17 protein-coding genes are annotated in these 18,150 nt (G+C 40.1%); 15 read left to right on the top strand and 2 right to left on the bottom strand.

Annotated elements, in window-relative coordinates; all coding sequences use genetic code 11:
• The first annotated feature begins 13 nt into the window (after positions 1-13).
• The 14 genes from WA338_RS13445 to WA338_RS13380 all read left to right on the top strand — a co-directional run bounded on the left by WA338_RS13445 (position 14) and on the right by WA338_RS13380 (position 14,406).
• Positions 14-865: an aldo/keto reductase gene (locus tag WA338_RS13445; protein WP_009779724.1), complete on the top strand. Its 852-nt coding sequence runs from the start codon at positions 14-16 to the stop codon at positions 863-865.
• 117 nt (positions 866-982) lie between these two features.
• Complete coding sequence (locus WA338_RS13440; RefSeq protein ID WP_009779725.1) at positions 983-1,579, top strand: sugar O-acetyltransferase; 597 nt, start codon at positions 983-985, stop codon at positions 1,577-1,579.
• A 21-nt stretch (positions 1,580-1,600) separates the two neighbouring features.
• Entirely contained in the window at positions 1,601-2,107 is a 507-nt protein-coding gene (locus WA338_RS13435; RefSeq protein WP_009779726.1) for a cupin domain-containing protein, read from the top strand.
• A 256-nt stretch (positions 2,108-2,363) separates the two neighbouring features.
• Positions 2,364-3,089 (top strand): SDR family NAD(P)-dependent oxidoreductase, encoded by a 726-nt coding sequence (locus WA338_RS13430; protein ID WP_009779727.1) that lies wholly within the window; start codon positions 2,364-2,366, stop codon positions 3,087-3,089.
• Between the two features lie 22 nt (positions 3,090-3,111).
• Positions 3,112-4,329, top strand: coding sequence for a multidrug effflux MFS transporter (locus WA338_RS13425; RefSeq protein ID WP_009779728.1), 1,218 nt, complete (start codon positions 3,112-3,114; stop codon positions 4,327-4,329).
• 67 nt (positions 4,330-4,396) lie between these two features.
• On the top strand, positions 4,397-5,056 hold the full coding sequence (locus tag WA338_RS13420; protein ID WP_272986679.1) for an SDR family oxidoreductase: 660 nt from the start codon (positions 4,397-4,399) through the stop codon (positions 5,054-5,056).
• A gap of 247 nt (positions 5,057-5,303) precedes the next feature.
• Positions 5,304-5,720: a response regulator gene (locus WA338_RS13415; protein ID WP_272986677.1), complete on the top strand. Its 417-nt coding sequence runs from the start codon at positions 5,304-5,306 to the stop codon at positions 5,718-5,720.
• A complete protein-coding gene (locus tag WA338_RS13410) occupies positions 5,720-6,286 on the top strand; it encodes a heme NO-binding domain-containing protein (protein ID WP_272986675.1) in 567 nt (188 codons plus the stop codon). The genes WA338_RS13415 and WA338_RS13410 overlap by 1 nt, the downstream gene beginning before the upstream one ends.
• Entirely contained in the window at positions 6,258-8,633 is a 2,376-nt protein-coding gene (locus tag WA338_RS13405) for a PAS domain-containing sensor histidine kinase (protein WP_272986673.1), read from the top strand. The genes WA338_RS13410 and WA338_RS13405 overlap by 29 nt, the downstream gene beginning before the upstream one ends.
• Entirely contained in the window at positions 8,623-9,756 is a 1,134-nt protein-coding gene (locus WA338_RS13400; RefSeq protein WP_272986671.1) for an FIST signal transduction protein, read from the top strand. Before WA338_RS13405 ends, WA338_RS13400 begins: the two co-directional genes overlap by 11 nt.
• Positions 9,757-10,818 (top strand): ATP-binding protein, encoded by a 1,062-nt coding sequence (locus tag WA338_RS13395; protein ID WP_272986669.1) that lies wholly within the window; start codon positions 9,757-9,759, stop codon positions 10,816-10,818.
• A 4-nt stretch (positions 10,819-10,822) separates the two neighbouring features.
• On the top strand, positions 10,823-11,140 hold the full coding sequence (locus WA338_RS13390; protein WP_272986667.1) for an Hpt domain-containing protein: 318 nt from the start codon (positions 10,823-10,825) through the stop codon (positions 11,138-11,140).
• A gap of 9 nt (positions 11,141-11,149) precedes the next feature.
• A complete protein-coding gene (locus tag WA338_RS13385) occupies positions 11,150-11,869 on the top strand; it encodes a LytR/AlgR family response regulator transcription factor (protein ID WP_272986665.1) in 720 nt (239 codons plus the stop codon).
• A gap of 98 nt (positions 11,870-11,967) precedes the next feature.
• Entirely contained in the window at positions 11,968-14,406 is a 2,439-nt protein-coding gene (locus WA338_RS13380) for a DUF4114 domain-containing protein (protein ID WP_272986663.1), read from the top strand.
• A gap of 168 nt (positions 14,407-14,574) precedes the next feature.
• On the opposite strand, the gene WA338_RS13375 is transcribed toward WA338_RS13380, so the two are convergent.
• Entirely contained in the window at positions 14,575-15,309 is a 735-nt protein-coding gene (locus WA338_RS13375) for a hypothetical protein (protein ID WP_009779738.1), read from the bottom strand.
• A gap of 134 nt (positions 15,310-15,443) precedes the next feature.
• Positions 15,444-17,489, bottom strand: coding sequence for a tetratricopeptide repeat protein (locus WA338_RS13370; protein ID WP_336093741.1), 2,046 nt, complete (start codon positions 17,487-17,489; stop codon positions 15,444-15,446).
• 358 nt (positions 17,490-17,847) lie between these two features.
• On the opposite strand from WA338_RS13370, the gene WA338_RS13365 reads away from it, so the two are divergent.
• Positions 17,848-18,144: an STAS domain-containing protein gene (locus WA338_RS13365; RefSeq protein WP_009779740.1), complete on the top strand. Its 297-nt coding sequence runs from the start codon at positions 17,848-17,850 to the stop codon at positions 18,142-18,144.
• The last annotated feature ends 6 nt before the right edge of the window (positions 18,145-18,150 follow it).

The following is an 18,150-nucleotide window of genomic DNA, read 5'->3' as shown; positions in this document are numbered from 1 at the left end:
AAAAAAGAAGATTATGATTTTAGAAGAAAAATTCACTTTAAATAACGGAGTAGCAATACCAAAATTAGCTTTAGGAACTTGGATGGTCGATAACGACGATGTGAGTGAAGCTGTACAAGAAGCCATAAAATTAGGGTATCGCCATATCGATACTGCGCAAGCCTATCAAAATGAAGAAGGTGTTGGTAAAGGAATAAAAGCAAGCGGAATCGACCGTAAAGAGTTATTTATCACCACTAAATTGGCTGCTGAAGAAAAGACTTATGACGACGCTAAAAAAGCGATCAATGAGTCGTTCAAAAAATTAGATGTAGATTATATCGATCTAATGATCATTCATAGTCCGCAACCTTGGAATGATTTCCGTGGCGGGAATTATGACGAAGGAAACCTGGAAGCCTGGAAAGCGCTAGAAGAGTTTTACGAAGCCGGAAAAATCAAAGCGATCGGATTGTCAAATTTTGAGCAGTCTGATATCGAAAACATTTTAAACAACGGTCACGTAAAACCAGCGGTAAACCAGATATTGGTTCATATTGGTAAAACACCAAGCGAATTAATTGAGTTTGCTCAGGAAAACGACATCTTAACCGAAGGATATTCTCCACTTGGTCACGGTGTGTTGATGGATCACGAAACCGTAAAAGAGATGGCAGACAAGTATAACGTAAGCGTTGCGCAGTTAGCGATTCGTTACAGCCTGCAATTAGGCGTGTTGCCATTGCCAAAAACCACAAAATCAAAGCATATGCTAAACAACGCAGATGTAGATTTTGAGATTTCTGAAGAAGATATGACAACCTTGAAAAATGTTGAAGAGATCAAAGATTACGGCGATGCAAATCAAATGCCTGTATTTCAATAAGATTGAAGTTTAATAAACTTTAAAACAAAACCTCTCCGGAGCTCATTTTATAGAATTACGGAGAGGTTTTTTTATGCTGAAAATTTTTCAGCTGCTGAAATAGATAATTTCTGAAAAATGAAAAACAACACAGAACATAAACCTGCTGAAGATCGCGATGCAATCATCAAAACCTTGAGAGATCAAGAAAGCGTTTCGATGAGCGATCCCGATATGCCGAGATTGGCCGAAGTGGCGAGCGAAGCATTCAAAGTTTTAAAAGACTTCAACGTAGAATACGATCTTGAAAAAGGCAGAGCGCTTTTTGGAACATTGACCGGGAAAGATTTAGATGAAACCACCACGGTTTATCCACCATTTTATACCAATTACGGCAAAAATATTTCTTTAGGAAAAGGCGTGTTTATCAATCACGATTGCTCGATGCTTGACTTGGGCGGAATCGAAATTGAAGATGAAGTAATGATCGGCCCGCGAGTGAGTATCACTTCAGAAAATCATCCCATTTCACCTAAAGAGCGCAAAACTTTGGTTCCGGGGAAAGTGACGATCAAAAAGAATGCGTGGATTGGTTCTAACGTGAATATTTTACCGGGCGTAACCATTGGTGAACATTCTGTGGTAGCTGCTGGAGCGGTGGTGACCAGAGATGTTCCTCCACGTACATTAGTCGGTGGTATTCCGGCGAAGGAATTGAAAAAATTAGAAGATTAATTCAACCAAAATCAGCTTTACATGTCTCTAAAAAATACCTTCAAAATCACCAATATCGGCTTATTGTTAATGCTGTTTTTTATGAGTTGTAAGCAGGAAACTTCAACAACTCAAACCGAAGAAAATAAGAAACAGCCGACGGTAAATGTTGAAGAAATTCAGCAAGGCGCTTTAGCTTCCGCAGAAAATAATACCGGTAATGTTTGGGTGAAACCGCACGTGATGCAAGATTCGATCTACGATATGATGCTGGTTACCGAAGCTTTTGAACCCGGAGCAAGAACCTATTGGCATATTCATCCTGCAGGCGAAATTTTGGTCGTAACCAAAGGCGAAGGTTATCATCAAATCAAAGGACAAGAGCTTGAAGAAATTAAAAAAGGCGACGTGATCAAATGTCCACCCGGAGTTTCACATTGGCACGGCGCGGTAAAAAATAATGTAATGAGTCACCTGGTCATACTACCAAATATCGCAGAAGGCGGCGCGATTTGGCAAGACGAAGTAGCCTTTGAAGAAGAAAAATAGGTTGGTTGAACTTCAAAAGGAGGAAATAACAGGTTTATTGGCACCGCCAAAGGGTATAATACCCAGAGGCTTGCCTCGAAATTAAAAATTTGTTTCTAACGAATGCCTCGAGGGCTTTCCCCGAGGTAGTTTATTTCCTTCTTTTGTTTTTCTCTATATGAGATTTAGTCGTTTGAAAATAACGTCACCCTGAACCTGCCAGCCGGCTAGGCGGGCTTGATTCAGGGTCTCATCCTCATTTCAAAAGAAGTAAATTATGGCAAAAATATTTATCACAGGATCCAGCGATGGTTTAGGTCTACTCGCGGCAAAAGCGTTGTTAGCACAAGATCACAAAGTCTTTGTACACGCCAAAAATGAACAGCGAGCGAAAGATCTAAACGCAGAATTACCCAATGCTTCAGCAGTTTTAATTGCCGATTTAGCGAATATCGATGAGGTAAAACAGTTGGCAAAAGAACTCAATAGCTTCGGAAGGTTTAATGCGATTATTCATAATGCAGGGATTTCTTCCGGAGAATTATTCGACGTAAATGTCTTGGCACCTTATATTTTGACTGCTGAAATTGAAACTCCAAATCGGTTGATTTACCTAAGCTCAAGTATGCATAAAGGTGGAAGTATGCTGAAAAATGAAGCTGAAATACCGAATATCAGTTATTCAGATTCTAAGTTTCTGCTCACGCTGTTAATGGATTATGTTGCCAAAATTTATCCTAAGACTTATGTGAATGCGGTAGATCCCGGTTGGGTTCCTACAAAAATGGGAGGGCAATCTGCTCCCGATGATTTGCAAAAAGGTTACGAAACCCAACTTTGGCTGGCAACGAGCGAAGAAGATGCTGCAAAAGTTTCCGGGAAGTATTTTTTCCATCAGCAACAACAAAAACCACATTCTGAAATCACGAATACTGACTTTCAGCAAAAATTAATTACTATTTGCAAAAACCGAAGCGGAGTCGAATTGAGTAAAGCAAAATAGAAACAGCATTTTAAACCCCTAAATGAAAAACACCCCAACCACAGCAAACGATACCAACGAAGTAGGAAAACTTTATTTTATAAGTGTTTTAGGCGCCTTGATGGCGTTCACCTCACTTTCTACCGATATTTATTTACCGGCGATGCCGCAAATGCACAAAGATCTGCAAGGCGATGTAGAATTAACCATTTCGGGATTTTTGATAGGTTTTGCTTTGGCGCAGATCATTTGGGGACCTATAAGCGACCGAATCGGGAGAAAAAAGCCCTTAAGAATCGGACTTATTTTATTCATTATCGGTTCGATAGGTTGTGCGTTTTCAGAAACTATTTTTCAGATCGTCACGGCTCGGGTATTGCAGGCCTTTGGCGCTTGCGTGGGGCCAATGTTGTCTCGAGCGATGATTCGAGATCGCTACGATCGTACACAGGCGGCCGAGATGCTTTCAACCTTAATGGTGGTGATGGCGATCGCACCGATTGCTGGTCCGTTGCTGGGTGGTCAGATTATAAAATTCAGTACCTGGCCGGTTGTTTTTTGGGTATTGGCAGCATTTGGCGCGGTGATGTTTATTGCGATTCAGCGTTTGCCGGAAACCCTTCCGCCAGAAAAACAAGCTAAAACTTCGCTGCTGGAAACCTTTAAAAAGTACGGCCGACTTTTTAAGAATTCAGATTTTATGGTGTATACGCTTTGCGTGACCTTTTTCTATATGGGCGTTTACGCCTTTGTTACCGGTTCGCCGGCGGTGTATATCACGTATTTTAATGTCAAGCCGGAATATTATGGTTGGTTGTTTGCGATCAATATTTTAGGTCTTATGGGCTTCAGCATCGCTAACAGAATTTGGGTGCGAAAATATTCGCTGGATAATTTGCTGAAGATCGCAACTTCGGTAGCAATGCTGGCGGGAATTGCTTTGGCGCTATTGGTCAAATTTGAGATTGGCGGAATTTACGCCGTAATAGGCACGGTATTTTTCTTTTTTTCAATGAACGGAATAATCGTAGCCTGTACCAATGCTGCAGCGCTCGATAAAGCCCCGGAAATGTTGGGAGCCGCCGCTGCGCTTTTAGGAGCATTTCAGTATGGAAGTGGCGTGTTATCTTCAGTTTTACTGGCTTTGTTTGGAGAAGACGATGGTTCGCCGGTAACGATGGCTTATATAATGGCTTTTTTCGCGACAGCTTCCACAGTTGTGATTTTTGCAAGAACAAGCCTAAAAAGCAGCAAAGTTTAAGAGCCTTTTAAAACAGGTTCTCTGAAAGAAAAATTAACTTGAAAATAAACGAAAAAGAAAGATTGATATGAAAGTTTTAATTATTGGAGCACACGGAAAAGTTGGACAACGAATTTCCAAAGCGATGCGTGCTGCAGAAGATGTAGAACCTACGGCGTTCATTAGAAAAGAGGAGCAAAAACCACTTTTTGAAGAAATGGGCGTTGATACGGTTGTAGAAAGTTTAGAAAATACGCCTGAAGCCATAAGCGAGGTGATCAAAAACTACGATGCTGTGGTATTTACGGCAGGATCTGGTGGAAAGACCGGTCACGATAAAACAATGGAAATTGATTTAGACGGCGCGATCAAATCGATCAACCAAGCTGAAAAGAACGGCGTAAAACGTTTTGTAATGGTAGGCGCTTCGCACAGTGACGATCGTTCGTACTGGGGAAAAGTAGACGGAATGAAACCGTATTATACCGCAAAACATTATGCCGACTTAGAACTGAAAAGAAGTTCGTTAGATTATACGATTTTACGTCCCGTTCTTTTAACCGATGAGGATGAAGCCGGTAAAGTCTTAATGACCGAAAATCCGGATGAAGTAGGATCTGAAATTCCACGTCAGGCTGTTGCAGAAACTGTTCTAGCCGTACTAAAAGATCCAAAAACCTACGGGAAAGTGATCGAAATGAGTAAAGGTGAAGACACGATTGCCGATGCGCTGGCGAAAGTGTGCTAGATCAATCATAGCACCTAAGAATAAAAAATCCTGTTGAGCGATCAACAGGATTTTTTTATTAGCAATGCTTAAGGGTTTTATACTTCAATAAAGTACAAGTATTTTTACCATTCGTCTACACTTAAGTTCCATTCGTCTACACTTCTTTTTGGTTTCATCGCTTTTAACCAATAATCGCTCTAGGATTTCTGAATTTTACACGCGCGAAAACTGTGTATTTAGCGCACCCAACTCAAATCAAAAGTAAATGAAAAAGAAAGTGCTATCTATTTTACTCATTGAGGATGACCGAATTGAGGTAATGAAACTCAAACGCGTGTTATCTAAGGAAGCTTTAAATCATAAATTGATAGAGGCCAAAAACGGTGAAGAGGCGCTGACGCTCTTACGTGATAAAAGCATTTTGCCTGATCTTATTTTGCTAGACCTCAATATGCCTAAAATAGACGGAATTGAGTTTTTAAAGATATTGAAGGCAGATGAGACGCTTAAATATATTCCTACCGTAGTGCTTACCACTTCCAGCAATCATAATGATGTAAAGCAATGCTATGAGATCGGAATCGCGGGATATGTGCTCAAACCCTTGAAGTACGAAGATTATGTTACTAAATTATCCGGACTATTGAACTACTGGAGTCTTAACGAATTAATTCATCTTTAATGAAAGGTATTGTTTTTACAGAATTTTTAGAACTGGTTGAAGAGAAGTTTGGGATCGAGATGGTCGATGAGATCATTACCGCTTCAAACCTGGAGTCGGGAGGTGCGTATACTGCCGTAGGGACCTACAAGTTTGTAGAAATGATCAATTTGTTAACGGCGTTAAGTTCTCGTACACAATTAAGCATAGATGAGTTGCTTTACATATATGCGCAGCATTTTTTTACAGTAATCAAGTCAAGTTATGCGGCACTCTTAAATACGTATAGCGATCCGTTAGAACTTTTAGCTTCTATTGAAGATCATATTCACGTGGAAGTGCGTAAAATTTACCCTGATTCGCAACTTCCTACCTTTAAGACGATTAAAAGGTCAGAAAATACCTTAGTTTTAGATTATCATTCAAGTAGAGCCATGTATAATTTTGGTCTTGGGCTTATGCACGAGACCTTTAAACATTTTGGTTTTGAACATAAGGTGACTTTTGAAAAAATTAAAGAAGATGGTACGCATGTGCGATTTTTTATAGAAAAGGGAGATGACTACAAAAGATCCGGAATTATATAAAAGACTTGTAGAACGCGAGCGCAAAGCGCGTAAGATGGCTGAGTCGATTTTGGAGAAAAAATCTTCAGAACTTTATGCGCTTTCTCAGGAACTTCAGAAATCAAATGACAAGCTTCAGTCGTTAATCTATCAAAAGAATACCGAGCTTCAGGGCGTATTTGAAAACTTGGTGGACGCCTATGTTGTGATCGATGTTGAAGGCCATGTGCTCAAGATGAATGATGCAGCAGTCGCCTTGCTGGAATATGATCCTACCAAAGAACCGGTGTTTTTACCGGCTTTGGTTTTACCAGAAGAGCAAGAGCTTGTAGCTGAAGCCTTTAAAGGTTTGTTGAAAAAAGGAAGCATTACCAATTTTAAGGTAAGCGTTCGTACAAAGACCGGGGCGATTAGACGCGTACACATCAATGCGAGTACTATTGTAGATGAAAACAATAAAGCGATCGTAGCACAGGGAATTGTACGAGACATCACCGATGAAGAGCGCAAAGCCCGTATTATCGATGAGCAAAAGCGACAACTGGAGTTTATCGTAAATAACTCGCCATTAGGTATTGCTTTAACTACAGATGGCATAATAGAAAAGTGTAATGCCAGTTTTACCAGAATCCTAGGCTATCCTGAAGATCGAATAATTGGTAAAGATTTGAAATCGATTACCATTGCAGCAGAGCAATCAGATTATGAGGAAAAGCGAAAGGATTTGCATAAAGGAGCTTTTGATTCTTTTGTCACCACACAGAAATACATCACCAGCTCGGGACAGATCATTACGACCAAGATCAATGTGAGCGCTGTGCGCAATCACGATAACCACACCCGTACGCAAGAAGTAATTACGGTTGAAGATGTGACCAAAGAACTCTTGGCCCGAGAACAACTCGTAGAATCAGAAAACCGGCTATCTGCACTTATTTCTCGACTGCAAAGCGGTGTTTTACTAGAAAATGAAGACCGGGCAATCGTGCTTACCAATCAAATGTTTTGTGACATGTTCGGCATTCCTGTGAAGCCTGAACATATGCAAGGTTTAGATTGCTCCAATGCTGCGGAAGAAAACAAGCATCTTTTTAAAAATCCCGAGCAATTTGTAAGCCGCATTACTCAAATCGTAGCCGAGCGCCAGCTGGTTACCGGAGATGAATTAGAATTGCTAGACGGTCGAATTTTTGAAAGGGATTTTGTTCCTATTTTCTCAAACGGCCAATACAAAGGACATTTATGGAGTTATACCGATGTTACTGTCACGCGCCGATACAAGAACGACTTGCAACAGCAAAAAGAAAAGTACAGTAACATTATTGCAAATATGAATCTTGGTTTGCTCGAAGTAGATACCGAAGATCGTATCCTGCTCGCAAATCAAAGTTTTAGTGAGATTAGTGGTTACGACTCTAGCGAACTGATAGGCAAGAAAGCAGCAGAGGTTTTTATGAAACCAAGTGATGCTGTTCAAGTCTTAAAAAAGAATGACCTGCGGGAAAAAGGGATTTCAGACTCTTATGAAATCGAAGTCTTTAACAAGGCAGGGGAGAAGCGCAATTGGTTGATAAGCGGGGCGCCTAATTTTGACATTAACGGGAAATTGGTGGGTTCTATAGGAATTCATCTTGATATTACAACGCTCAAAGACTTAGAAGCGCAAAAGGAATCTTTGCTCAACACCTTAGAAAAAAGCAATCGGGAATTGCAAGAATATGCGCACGTGGTTTCTCATGATTTGAAGAGTCCGTTGCGTAGTATCAACGCCCTTGCCAGCTGGATCAAAGAAGATAACTTAGAGCATCTGGATGAGCAGAGTTTGGAGAATTTCAGCATATTGGAGAACACTTTAGAGAAGATGGAAGGCTTGATCTCCGGGATTTTGAATTACAGCAGCATTCAACGTGAGAATATTCAGGATGAAGAGGTAAGTATTAAAGAGGTGATTGAGGATATTGAAACCTTGCTTTATATTCCCGAACATATAGAATTGATCGTTCCTGATGATTTACCCATTGTGAACGTAGACAGAACACGCATACAACAAGTATTTCAGAATTTAATCAGTAATGCGATTCGCTACAGCAATAAGGAAAAAGGCTTGATTAGAATACACTATACCGAAGAAGCCACCAGACACGTATTTGCCGTTGAGGATAACGGAATGGGTATTGATAAAATTTACCACGATAAGATCTTTAAGATTTTTCAGTCGCTCACAGATCATAAGGAATCTACAGGAATCGGACTTTCAATAGTTAAGAAAATTGTTGATCTGTATGATGGTTCGGTTTGGTTAGAAAGCGAGCTAAATGAAGGGTGCACCTTTTATTTCAGTTTAAAAAAAGACGCTCATGAAAATTAGACAAGGAAATCGGGATGCTTCAGGAAACTGGAATCACAAATCGGAAGCAGTATCATTAAAAAGTCCGTTAGTCTTAATATTTTCTAATCGGTTTGTTCTGGAGCAGGAAGCTGTTTTTTCTGAAATGCGCGCGTTATTTCCTGATGGGCATTTGGTCTTTGGGTCGACCTCTGGAGAGATCACGGGAACTTCGGTGCTTAATAACGGCTTGTCCTACACGGCAATTGAGTTTGAAAAAGCTTCTTTTGAGATCGTAACACATTCTATCTTAAAAGAGGATAAAAACAGTTTTAAAACCGGAAAGCATCTTGCTGAAAAGTTAGATCAAAAACTTCTTAAACACGTGTTTGTCCTTTCGGAAGGAAGCAATGTGAACGGAAGCGAACTCATCAAGGGTTTAGCTTCCGTTTTGCCTGAAGATGTAACGATCACCGGAGGCCTGTGCGGGGATGATGCTCGGTTTGAAAAAACCTTGGCGGGCTATAATGAACCTGCAAAGGAAGGAGAGGTGATCGCAATTGGTTTATACGGTGCATCTTTAGAAATTTCATACGCCAATTATGGGGGCTGGTTTTCCTTTGGTCCAGAGCGACTCATTACAAGGTCAGAAGGTAATGTGCTTTACGAGTTAGATCATAAACCTGCTTTAGATCTGTATAAGAATTATCTAGGTGAGAAAGCTTCAGAACTGCCTCAGGCATCTTTATTTTACCCGTTAAGCGTTCAATTTAAAGAAAAAAAACGACCGCTGGTGCGCACGATTTTAAATATAGATGAAGCTACCAATGCGATGGTTTTGGCCGGCGATGCACCAGAAGGAGCAAAAGTTAAATTGATGATGGCTACGGTTGACGGTATTGTAGACGGCGCGCTGGAAGCAGCCAAACGAGCAGTTGAACATCGGGAGCATCCTTGTCAATTGGCTATTCTTGTGAGTTGCGTTGGTCGTAAATTGGTAATGGATCAACGTGTTGAAGAAGAAGTAGAGGAGGTATGCGAAGTTTTGGGTAATCAAGCCGTGATCTCAGGATTTTACAGTTATGGGGAGTTGGCACCTTTTTCTGATGACCGTATCTGTGAACTGCATAATCAGACGATGACATTAACCTTAATAAGTGAGTAGATGAATGCACTTTTAAAAAGACAACTACGGAAACACCTCCAAAACCAAGGAGTCGATTACAAAGAAGATCTTGATGTCTTTTTAAATGCAGTAAGTAGCTCGTATACCAATTATGAAGAGCAATTGGCTATGGTGCAGCGCGCGATGGCACTTAGTTCAGACGAACTTTATGAGGCTAATGAAAGTTTAAGAAAAGAGACCAATCAACAAAAGGAGATCATTAAAAGTCTTACCAATACGATTGCTCAGCTGTATAAACATAGTAACCCCGAAGATTCTAATCAAAAAATTGAAGAAACCAATCTTGATGCCTTAGAATTGGCGCGCGTGATCGATAACCAAACCCGTGAGATCATTGAGTCAAACAGACAGCGTGATATTTTATTAGCACAATTAGAGAAGCAGAATAAAGAGCTGAATGATTATGCGCATATCGTTTCGCACGATCTCAAGTCGCCTTTAAACAACATCAATGCATTGACCAATTTTTTGATCGAAGATGGTGATGTACGCGGAGACGGTGCAGAAAACCTGGATCTCATTCTGGAGCACGTTGAGCATATGCATGACCTTATTCAAGGAATTCTTGAATATTCTGCAATAGACAAGGTAGAAGATGAAGCGTATGCGATCAACTTGAACAAACTGGTAGCACGTTTGATTGAAACGATGCATATTCCGGCGCATATTGAAGTTTTAATACTGAATCAACTGCCCCTGGTTTATGGGAACTCGTTTCGGTTTCAGCAGTTGTTTCAAAATTTAATTCAAAATGCGATTCGGTATAATGATAAAGCGCAAGGCTTTGTGAAAATTGACTTTAAAGATCTTGGAACCCGATATCAATTCAGTATTGCAGATAATGGCAATGGTATCGCTCCTTCATATCATGATAAAATCTTTCAGGTTTTTCAAACGCTCGATAACGATTCTAAACATAAAGGAATAGGACTCTCGATCGTATTGAAGATCATTAAATATTATGACGGAGAAATTTGGTTAGAATCAGAACTTCAGCAGGGAACTACTTTTTTCTTTACCCTACCCAAACCTAAAGCTTAACACTATGGATGCGCCCAATTTGCTAAAAATAAAAGAAATCTCTGGCGGTATGACCGATTTTGAGCAGGAGATGCTGCAGATCATCAAAGAAGAATTGCCAGAAGAGATTAGACAGTACCATAGTGATTTAGAGGCAAAAGATTTTTTAAAAACAGCGGGAGATGTTCATAAGCTAAAACATAAAATAAGTATCTTGAACATGAAACACGGTTATAAAACTGCCGTTGCCTATGAAAATGAGTTGAGAGCAGGCCGCCCTACATCTGCACAAGACTTTGAAGCTGTTTTAAACAAAATGGTAGTTTTTGTCAACCAACTTTAAATCCTACTTATGAACTGCATTATAATCGATGATGAAGCTTTGGCGCGCTCAATAATTCGTAACCACTGTGAGAAAAGCACAGATGTTGAGGTTGTGGCACAATTTGAGAATGCGATAAGTGCTATTAAATATTTAAATCAAAACGAGGTTGATCTAATTTTTCTAGATATTCATATGCCCGACTTTACAGGTTTTGATTTTATTCAAACCTTGAAAAGTCCGCCAAAAATTATTTTAACCACTTCAGATCGCAATTTTGCTATCGAAGCTTTTGAGTACGATTGCATCGTAGATTATCTTGTTAAACCGGTAGGATTCCCTCGCTTTTTAAAAGCGATTCAGAAAGCGCAGCAATTCTCTTTAACCAGCAAAGAACCTGCCGTACCCGCAGCAGCCACAGAAGCAAAGCAGGAGGAAGGCAAGGATTTATATATCAATATCGACCGCAGGTTGATCAAGATTGATTTTGACAGCATTTTAATTATTGAGGCCAAAGGAGATTATATCCTCATCAAAACCGAAGGGAAAAACTACACGGTTCATTCTACCTTAAAGAAGATCGAAGAGAAACTGCCCGAGAGTAAGTTCTTAAAAATTCACAGGTCTTATGTGATCAATTTTCATAAGATCATCGACATTGAAGACAACAGTGTGTTGATCGCAAAAGATGTGATTCCTATTAGCCGTTCAAACCGTCCTATTTTGATGAAGCGTCTTAATTTGCTTTAACGCGTATAGTTTTCCATTCAACTACACTTAAACGCGACCCACCGAATATTCAAATTTCAGCGCTTCTAGTCTTTTAATTTTGGATTAAAATCCAGATTATGAGACCTTTTCTAAGTTTAAGCATACTTTTAATTTCGGTGGTTGCTACTGCTCAAAATTTCAGCTTTTTAGGTGAATATACCTCAGACGGCACACCGCTTTATTTAGAAGCTCCGGATGATGTGGTTACCTCAGAAACGCTTTCGCTTGTTGCCAGTGCTTTGCCGGAGTCCTATCCGGTGCCTACCTATAATCCGCATTACATCTCCAGCGATTATGATACAGATGTCATTGTGCACGAGGATGCTGAAGTCTACGTTACCTTTGTCGCCGAAGGCGCAGGGTATAAGAATGTTCTCGGGTTTTATACGTATGACATCAACAATCCTTTAGATCAAAAACCTACCGATAAGGACATCACCATAATTTTCCCTAATGTTTCTGCACAAGGTTCCGGCGGTGGTTTAAAGGCCGGAAACAAAGTAAAATTAGGTTCTTTTAAAGCCGGCACCGGCATTGGTTGGGTGCTGCTGGCAAATGCCTGGAAGTCTGAAGTTACCTGGGGTTTATGGCAATTGTATTCTAATCCCGATTTTAATCCGGAGGCCGATCCTGCTTTGCGTTATCATAACGTGCTGCTCAACGATCCTGAAAATGAACGAATCATTCTAGGTTTTGAAGATATTCGTCGGGACTACAGTTCGTGTGATCAAGATTTTAATGATGCCTTGTTTTATATTTCAGCCAATCCTTATACGGCTTTAGAAACCAAAAATTATGCTGATGTAGCTTCTGCAACTAAGGTGAATTCTGCTTACGACGGCGGTTTAGAAAGCAACGGAGACCTGTCTACACTCATTGCAAAGCGCAATTTGAACCGAAGCAAAACAAACGATCAAAAAAATACCAAAGCAGCCCAGTCCCGATTTAAGAAAAGTAAGTTTCCCTCAAAAAACGGCACTTCAAACCTGGCGTCATATTTTGGTGAAACAGCACTTTTTGGCACCGAAACAGCTGCTGTTGCGAGTCCGTCTGACTTGCAAGACATCACTAATGCTTCAGGTATTTTTGCGATTGATTACTATCAAGGAGAAGATCGTGTCGTAGCAGGTCTGTTGCTCAAGACCGAAGACCGCGTGTATGATCACGCCAAAACGATTTGTGACCGATTGAATGGAGCAACTCTTGATGACATTCGTAGGTTTCAACTGCGGGGACATCAGTTTATTTTAGCTGAAATTTTACGAGCTAACGGACTCAAAGAATATGCTGTGAGCTTTTCGGTAAATCAGAGCGATGCTGCACAAACGCTTTACAGTTACTGGAATATTGATCAATATCCGGAAGGTGACTATTTAAACTTTCAATTTTGGGGAACTTCAGTAGCGCAGGTGAGTAGCCTTATAAATTATGCTTTAGATGTTTTAGAGCAATCAGGAGGCTTAAACAGCGACCCCAATACTACCTATAAATTACCCGAGGTATTTGTCAAAAGCGGATATTACAGCCGCGGTGCCCTTGTTTTAAATCTGTGTAATAAAACAGGAGTAAAAACACTTGTGGCAGAAACTAATAAGCGTGCAACCGAAACTGATAGTTTAGAAAACACGGTGCAAAACTTAAGCCTTAGCGGCGCGTATGAAGAGCAGGTTATCTTAGAAACCGGATATTTATTTGATGTTGGTGTATCGCTTACAGATGCTCAAACAGGTAGTTACGATGCTTTGTACCTTGCAGACGGACCTTGGGGTATCGACTATAATCAAACTGAAGCAAACCTGACCGATTTTATCATCGACCAAGCTGTTGAAGTTGCAGAAGGAGATGCTTACAGTATTGAACGCAATGTTTCACTTAATGCAGAAGTAAAGGGGACGTTTAATATTTTTAGACACATTCTCGCCGGTGAGTTGGCGCTTGATGTGCGTGATTTATCTGCTCTTGAATTTGAGCTGGAAACCAATGTTCCTGTTGAAGTTATTCTGGTTCCGGCAAACCTTGAAGATTGGTCAAACAGGCTGCGTTATACGCTACCGGCATCTCAAGAAAATCAATTTTATGCAATTCCTTTTGACGAATTTAAAAATGCATCTGGTGAGGCTCAAAGTGTGACCGCGATACGCAGTGTTGTATTTTCTGTACAGGGTGATTATATCAATTTTCAGTCAGCAGCGGTGAGATTAAAAAATCTGGCATTTAGCAATAATCGCAGTCTTTCTGTAGAAGCGATAGCTCAAGAACTTCAAAGCACGCAGGTACATAATTATCCCAATCCTTTTACGCAGTACACCTTGATCAAACTTCCGGCTCCTGCTGTAGAAGCAGCCATCGAGCTTGTAGATATGAATGGACGCAAGGTGGTTTCAAAAAAGAGAAAAACTTCAGGCAATCAAAATACACTTCGCCTGGATCGAGACGGTTTACCTACCGGTTTATACAGTTATGCAGTGACCACAGATACCGGTAATATATATAATGGAAAGTTACTTATAAATTAGTTTTTTTGTGTTGGTTAGTTAGTTTGTTAGAGGCGGTAGTTTTAAACTACCGCCTTTTTTGTGGTACCAAAAGCTTTAAAAACCATTACCTAACGAGTCTTCCTTGGCCGGCAGAAAGATTTGCCCTTAGCTCGTTTGTGAAGTTTTTTTGCCGATCCCGTATTACAATCAGTTTGATTTGGAGTTTTCTTGGGTATAATCGCAAGCTGCATCAATACGAATGCTTTTATCTATTTTATGGAAGGAAACCAACACATCTCTTTGATCGATATGATCATAATAATCGACAAAAAGTTTTTCGGCAAAAATTCCGTTAGGGATTTGTTTTGGGGCGAGTTGCCAATCTAGAAAAGCTACAGCATAGTCAAATACAGGAAGATGATATTCGGTTTCAGGTGCCACCCGATAGATCTTTGTTCCTGATTTAGACCGCTTTTGCCTGCGCTTACTTGTTGGGCTGAAGCTATACCAGTGTTGTGTTTTACCATCAACCAAGGTATCACGAACTTTACTGAACGCATAGTGCTTGGTCATAAATGCAAAATGATTGCGATAGCTACTCACAAATTCACAGGGAATATTGATTTTAGTTGCTTGTTCTAATTCCGTTTTGAGAAGGTTAACGTCAAATGTGAGTCCGTTTTCATCTTTAAACTGAAGCCTGTAATGTAAAGAACCCTTAGGCGTAACCACAGCGTGATAGCTGTTGTCATTAGCATTGGTTAAGTAAATTACGGTAGTCGTACTGTCCTTTGTATAAAAAGGTCTGTGTTCAATTTTAATACTGTCTTTATAAAAGGTTCTGGTGTAGGTGAGCCAATGATCAAAAGTGTACTGCTTTTGTGCATTGCAAACGAAAGTACATAAATAAAGTAGGCAGAAGCTATAGAAGTAGTTCCTCATATCACAAATTAGCAGCATAAATATACTTAAAATGCTGTGGTGAAACCTGTAAAAACAGAAAAGCCTGTCTGGGACAGGCTTTTGTAATAGCTACATTTTGTGGTACCGTAAAAGCTTATGTTAACTGAGGTAATTTACTTGAAAAGCGGCTTAGCAAAAGGCTGCCATCTTAAGCTTAAACCAACTTCTCCAAACTCAAAACCACTGGCTACAGCCGAGGCGACGTTACTGTATTGCGCATAAAGGCCGAGATCAAATTGATTACTGAAACTGTAGCGTACATTCACTTCAGCTCTAAAAATAGAGGTAGCTTCTTGATCTTCTACAAATTGACGACCGCCGGCAGCAACTGTATGAATAGTAAGGTTTTCTGCAGGCTTAAGCAGTAGATCTGCAAAAAGCTCTGCCGCCTGATATTTAGACGGACTGAAATACAAAGCATTCACCTGATCTTTATAACTCAGATATTGATAGTTGAAGCCCATTTTAAGCGCAGGCTTACGTGTGAGGGAATAATACAACGAGGTAAATAACAATTTACGGTTGTTTTCGTCAGATTGTGCGGTATAGATCATAGACGTGTACCAACCCAGACGTGTTGTAATTCCCCAGTTGTAATTCAAGAAATAATCATTCAAGGCTATTTTTTCTTGTAGTAGCGCAGCATTAAAATTCTGTAAAGCTCTGCGATAACCAAACTCTGCTTGCTGGCGTTTAAAGGGTTTTGCTTGTAAGCTTATTCCGCCTTGTGTATCGGTATATTCATTTTCATTGGTACTTGCTTTAATGAGTCCGGCGTTGGCTTTAAAATTTAAGCCCGGCATTATGCGATATTCTAGATTAGCGCCAAGTTCATAGGCCGTAGCCTCTTCGCCACTTATACCGTTGCGGGTGATACGATAACCGTATTGAGCACCAATTTTAAACGCAGTAGAAAAAGGTAGCGCAGCATTAAAGCCGTAGCTATATGCCTGGTTTTCTCCATTATCTTTGGTTAAAGAAGCACGTGCGCCTAGTTCTGGAGCGTACGATAGATCTAAAGTTTTGATCAAACCTAAAGCATCTTTTTGCCCCTCATAGTAGTCAAGTGTTTTTTGAGCGAAAGCATATGCCTGCAGCGGATTATCGCTTGCACGATAGGCATTAGCAATCCCCAAATTGCCGTCAAAGGAAGTCGAATCTTGCGCTAAAATTTGCTGATAGTTTTTTACTGAAGCTTTAAAATCGCCGGTATACATCCCTAACATCGCTTTTAACGCTAAAAGGGTCTTGTGATCTGTATAAGTTGAATCTAATGCTTTGATCGTTTGGTTGGCTTCAGCATACTTTGCATTCCAGACTAAAGCTTGAACATAACGCTCTGCTGCTTGAAGACGCACTAAAGAGTCGGTTTTCTTTTGCTTACTTAAAGTATAGGCTTCCGTCGCTTGTTGCAATGCCTGTTGTTCTTCCTCTTGCAAATGAGCAACAAGTGCTAAACCTATTTTCCCGGTGATGCTGTCATTACTATTCTTATTAAAACCAGAATAGATTTTAGCAGCTTCTTCAAAACTTTTGTTGGGTAAATAGATGGCGATAAGATTGAGTTGGGTATCACGATCCTGAGGAAAATCTTCAAAATTTGATTGAAGCAATGCAACGGCACTGTCAATTTCTTGACGTTTGGCCAATTGTCCCGCCATTCCTAATTTGATGTATTTATAAGAGACCTTGGCACTTGGGTTTTCCGCATCAACTTCAAGTGCTTTGTTGATATACACCCGAGCTTCTTGATAGCGTTTTAGGTTTGACAAGGTGTTTGCATAACCCAACAATGCCCCAAAATTCTCTGGATGTTCTGCAACGAGCTTTTTATACACAGGAACTGCAGCTTCAAAGTTTTTATTCCATAAAAAGGCTTCGGCATAGTTTAATTCGATTTCCAGATCACCGGGATAATCGTTACGCATTTCTTCAAATAAAGCTAAGGCTTCCTTTGGTTGACCGCCAAGACCTAAAGCACGTGCATAACATAAACGTGCGGTTTTGTTTTGGGGATATTCCTTAAGAATTTTTGCAAAGAACTCTTGAGCTTCTGCGTTCTTTCCGTTTTCAAGATAAGTAAACCCGGTTTGCATCTCTTGCGCCTGAACACTTATAAATAGTAAAGCACTTACAAGGCATAAATAAACTGTTTTCATAACTAAGATTTGGTAGGAGCAAGTTAGCCGCAATACCTTCTTTTTTAATCTACAGCTATGTACAGCTTATCGAAACATAAGCGCATTTCACGGGGAGTACAACTTTTAGAAACGTCAGATTTTGAGTTTGTTAGTCGATACGTGAGCGATTTCGTCAGGCTTTGTAATTCTTATATATAAGAGGATTGAAGCCTTCTTAGTGTATAACAAATATTTTTTAAAAGGATAGCATTGGTTGTTTCGGTTTATCTGCGGGATTTGAACCATTCATCTACACTTAAATTCCGCCGAACGAAATTTTCCGCTGTCGCCTCTCGATGCTCCTCATCTTTGCTTCATAATCTTTAAATCTTTTGTTATGTATTCTTTTATCACACAAAACCAGAGCATTCAAATACGTGGAATTTTAAAAGTACAGTCTGTTGGCGAACTCGCAGCAACGATCAATGAAGACTTTAGAAATCAAAAGAAGATCACGATCGACCTAAGCGAACTCCAAGAACTTACGTTAAGTACTGTTATGAAGTTGATCACTTTGCAAACCAATTACAGAAACAGTGGTAAACTCATCTTGTTTAAAGGCCTTTCTAATAAATCGGTAAGTGGAACCTTCGGCCTTGCCGGAAAGCGGTACTTGCTGGGAAACGTAGCCTAATAATCA

This window comes from Leeuwenhoekiella sp. CH_XMU1409-2, assembly GCF_037029365.1.
GTDB classification, from domain to species: domain Bacteria; phylum Bacteroidota; class Bacteroidia; order Flavobacteriales; family Flavobacteriaceae; genus Leeuwenhoekiella; species Leeuwenhoekiella blandensis.
The sequence above is the reverse complement of the archived record's forward strand: the minus strand, read 5'-3'. Positions and strand labels throughout refer to the sequence as shown.

Excerpts from the sequence above, each read along its gene's own strand:
- WA338_RS13445 (WP_009779724.1), top strand. The coding sequence starts at position 14 with ATGATTTTAGAAGAAAAATTCACTTTAAATAACGGAGTAGCAATACCA.
- WA338_RS13440 (WP_009779725.1), top strand. The coding sequence starts at position 983 with ATGAAAAACAACACAGAACATAAACCTGCTGAAGATCGCGATGCAATC.
- WA338_RS13435 (WP_009779726.1), top strand. The coding sequence starts at position 1,601 with ATGTCTCTAAAAAATACCTTCAAAATCACCAATATCGGCTTATTGTTA.
- WA338_RS13430 (WP_009779727.1), top strand. The coding sequence starts at position 2,364 with ATGGCAAAAATATTTATCACAGGATCCAGCGATGGTTTAGGTCTACTC.
- WA338_RS13425 (WP_009779728.1), top strand. The coding sequence starts at position 3,112 with ATGAAAAACACCCCAACCACAGCAAACGATACCAACGAAGTAGGAAAA.
- WA338_RS13420 (WP_272986679.1), top strand. The coding sequence starts at position 4,397 with ATGAAAGTTTTAATTATTGGAGCACACGGAAAAGTTGGACAACGAATT.
- WA338_RS13415 (WP_272986677.1), top strand. The coding sequence starts at position 5,304 with ATGAAAAAGAAAGTGCTATCTATTTTACTCATTGAGGATGACCGAATT.
- WA338_RS13410 (WP_272986675.1), top strand. The coding sequence starts at position 5,720 with ATGAAAGGTATTGTTTTTACAGAATTTTTAGAACTGGTTGAAGAGAAG.
- WA338_RS13405 (WP_272986673.1), top strand. The coding sequence starts at position 6,258 with ATGACTACAAAAGATCCGGAATTATATAAAAGACTTGTAGAACGCGAG.
- WA338_RS13400 (WP_272986671.1), top strand. The coding sequence starts at position 8,623 with ATGAAAATTAGACAAGGAAATCGGGATGCTTCAGGAAACTGGAATCAC.
- WA338_RS13395 (WP_272986669.1), top strand. The coding sequence starts at position 9,757 with ATGAATGCACTTTTAAAAAGACAACTACGGAAACACCTCCAAAACCAA.
- WA338_RS13390 (WP_272986667.1), top strand. The coding sequence starts at position 10,823 with ATGGATGCGCCCAATTTGCTAAAAATAAAAGAAATCTCTGGCGGTATG.
- WA338_RS13385 (WP_272986665.1), top strand. The coding sequence starts at position 11,150 with ATGAACTGCATTATAATCGATGATGAAGCTTTGGCGCGCTCAATAATT.
- WA338_RS13380 (WP_272986663.1), top strand. The coding sequence starts at position 11,968 with ATGAGACCTTTTCTAAGTTTAAGCATACTTTTAATTTCGGTGGTTGCT.
- WA338_RS13375 (WP_009779738.1), bottom strand. The coding sequence starts at position 15,309 with ATGAGGAACTACTTCTATAGCTTCTGCCTACTTTATTTATGTACTTTC.
- WA338_RS13370 (WP_336093741.1), bottom strand. The coding sequence starts at position 17,489 with ATGAAAACAGTTTATTTATGCCTTGTAAGTGCTTTACTATTTATAAGT.
- WA338_RS13365 (WP_009779740.1), top strand. The coding sequence starts at position 17,848 with ATGTATTCTTTTATCACACAAAACCAGAGCATTCAAATACGTGGAATT.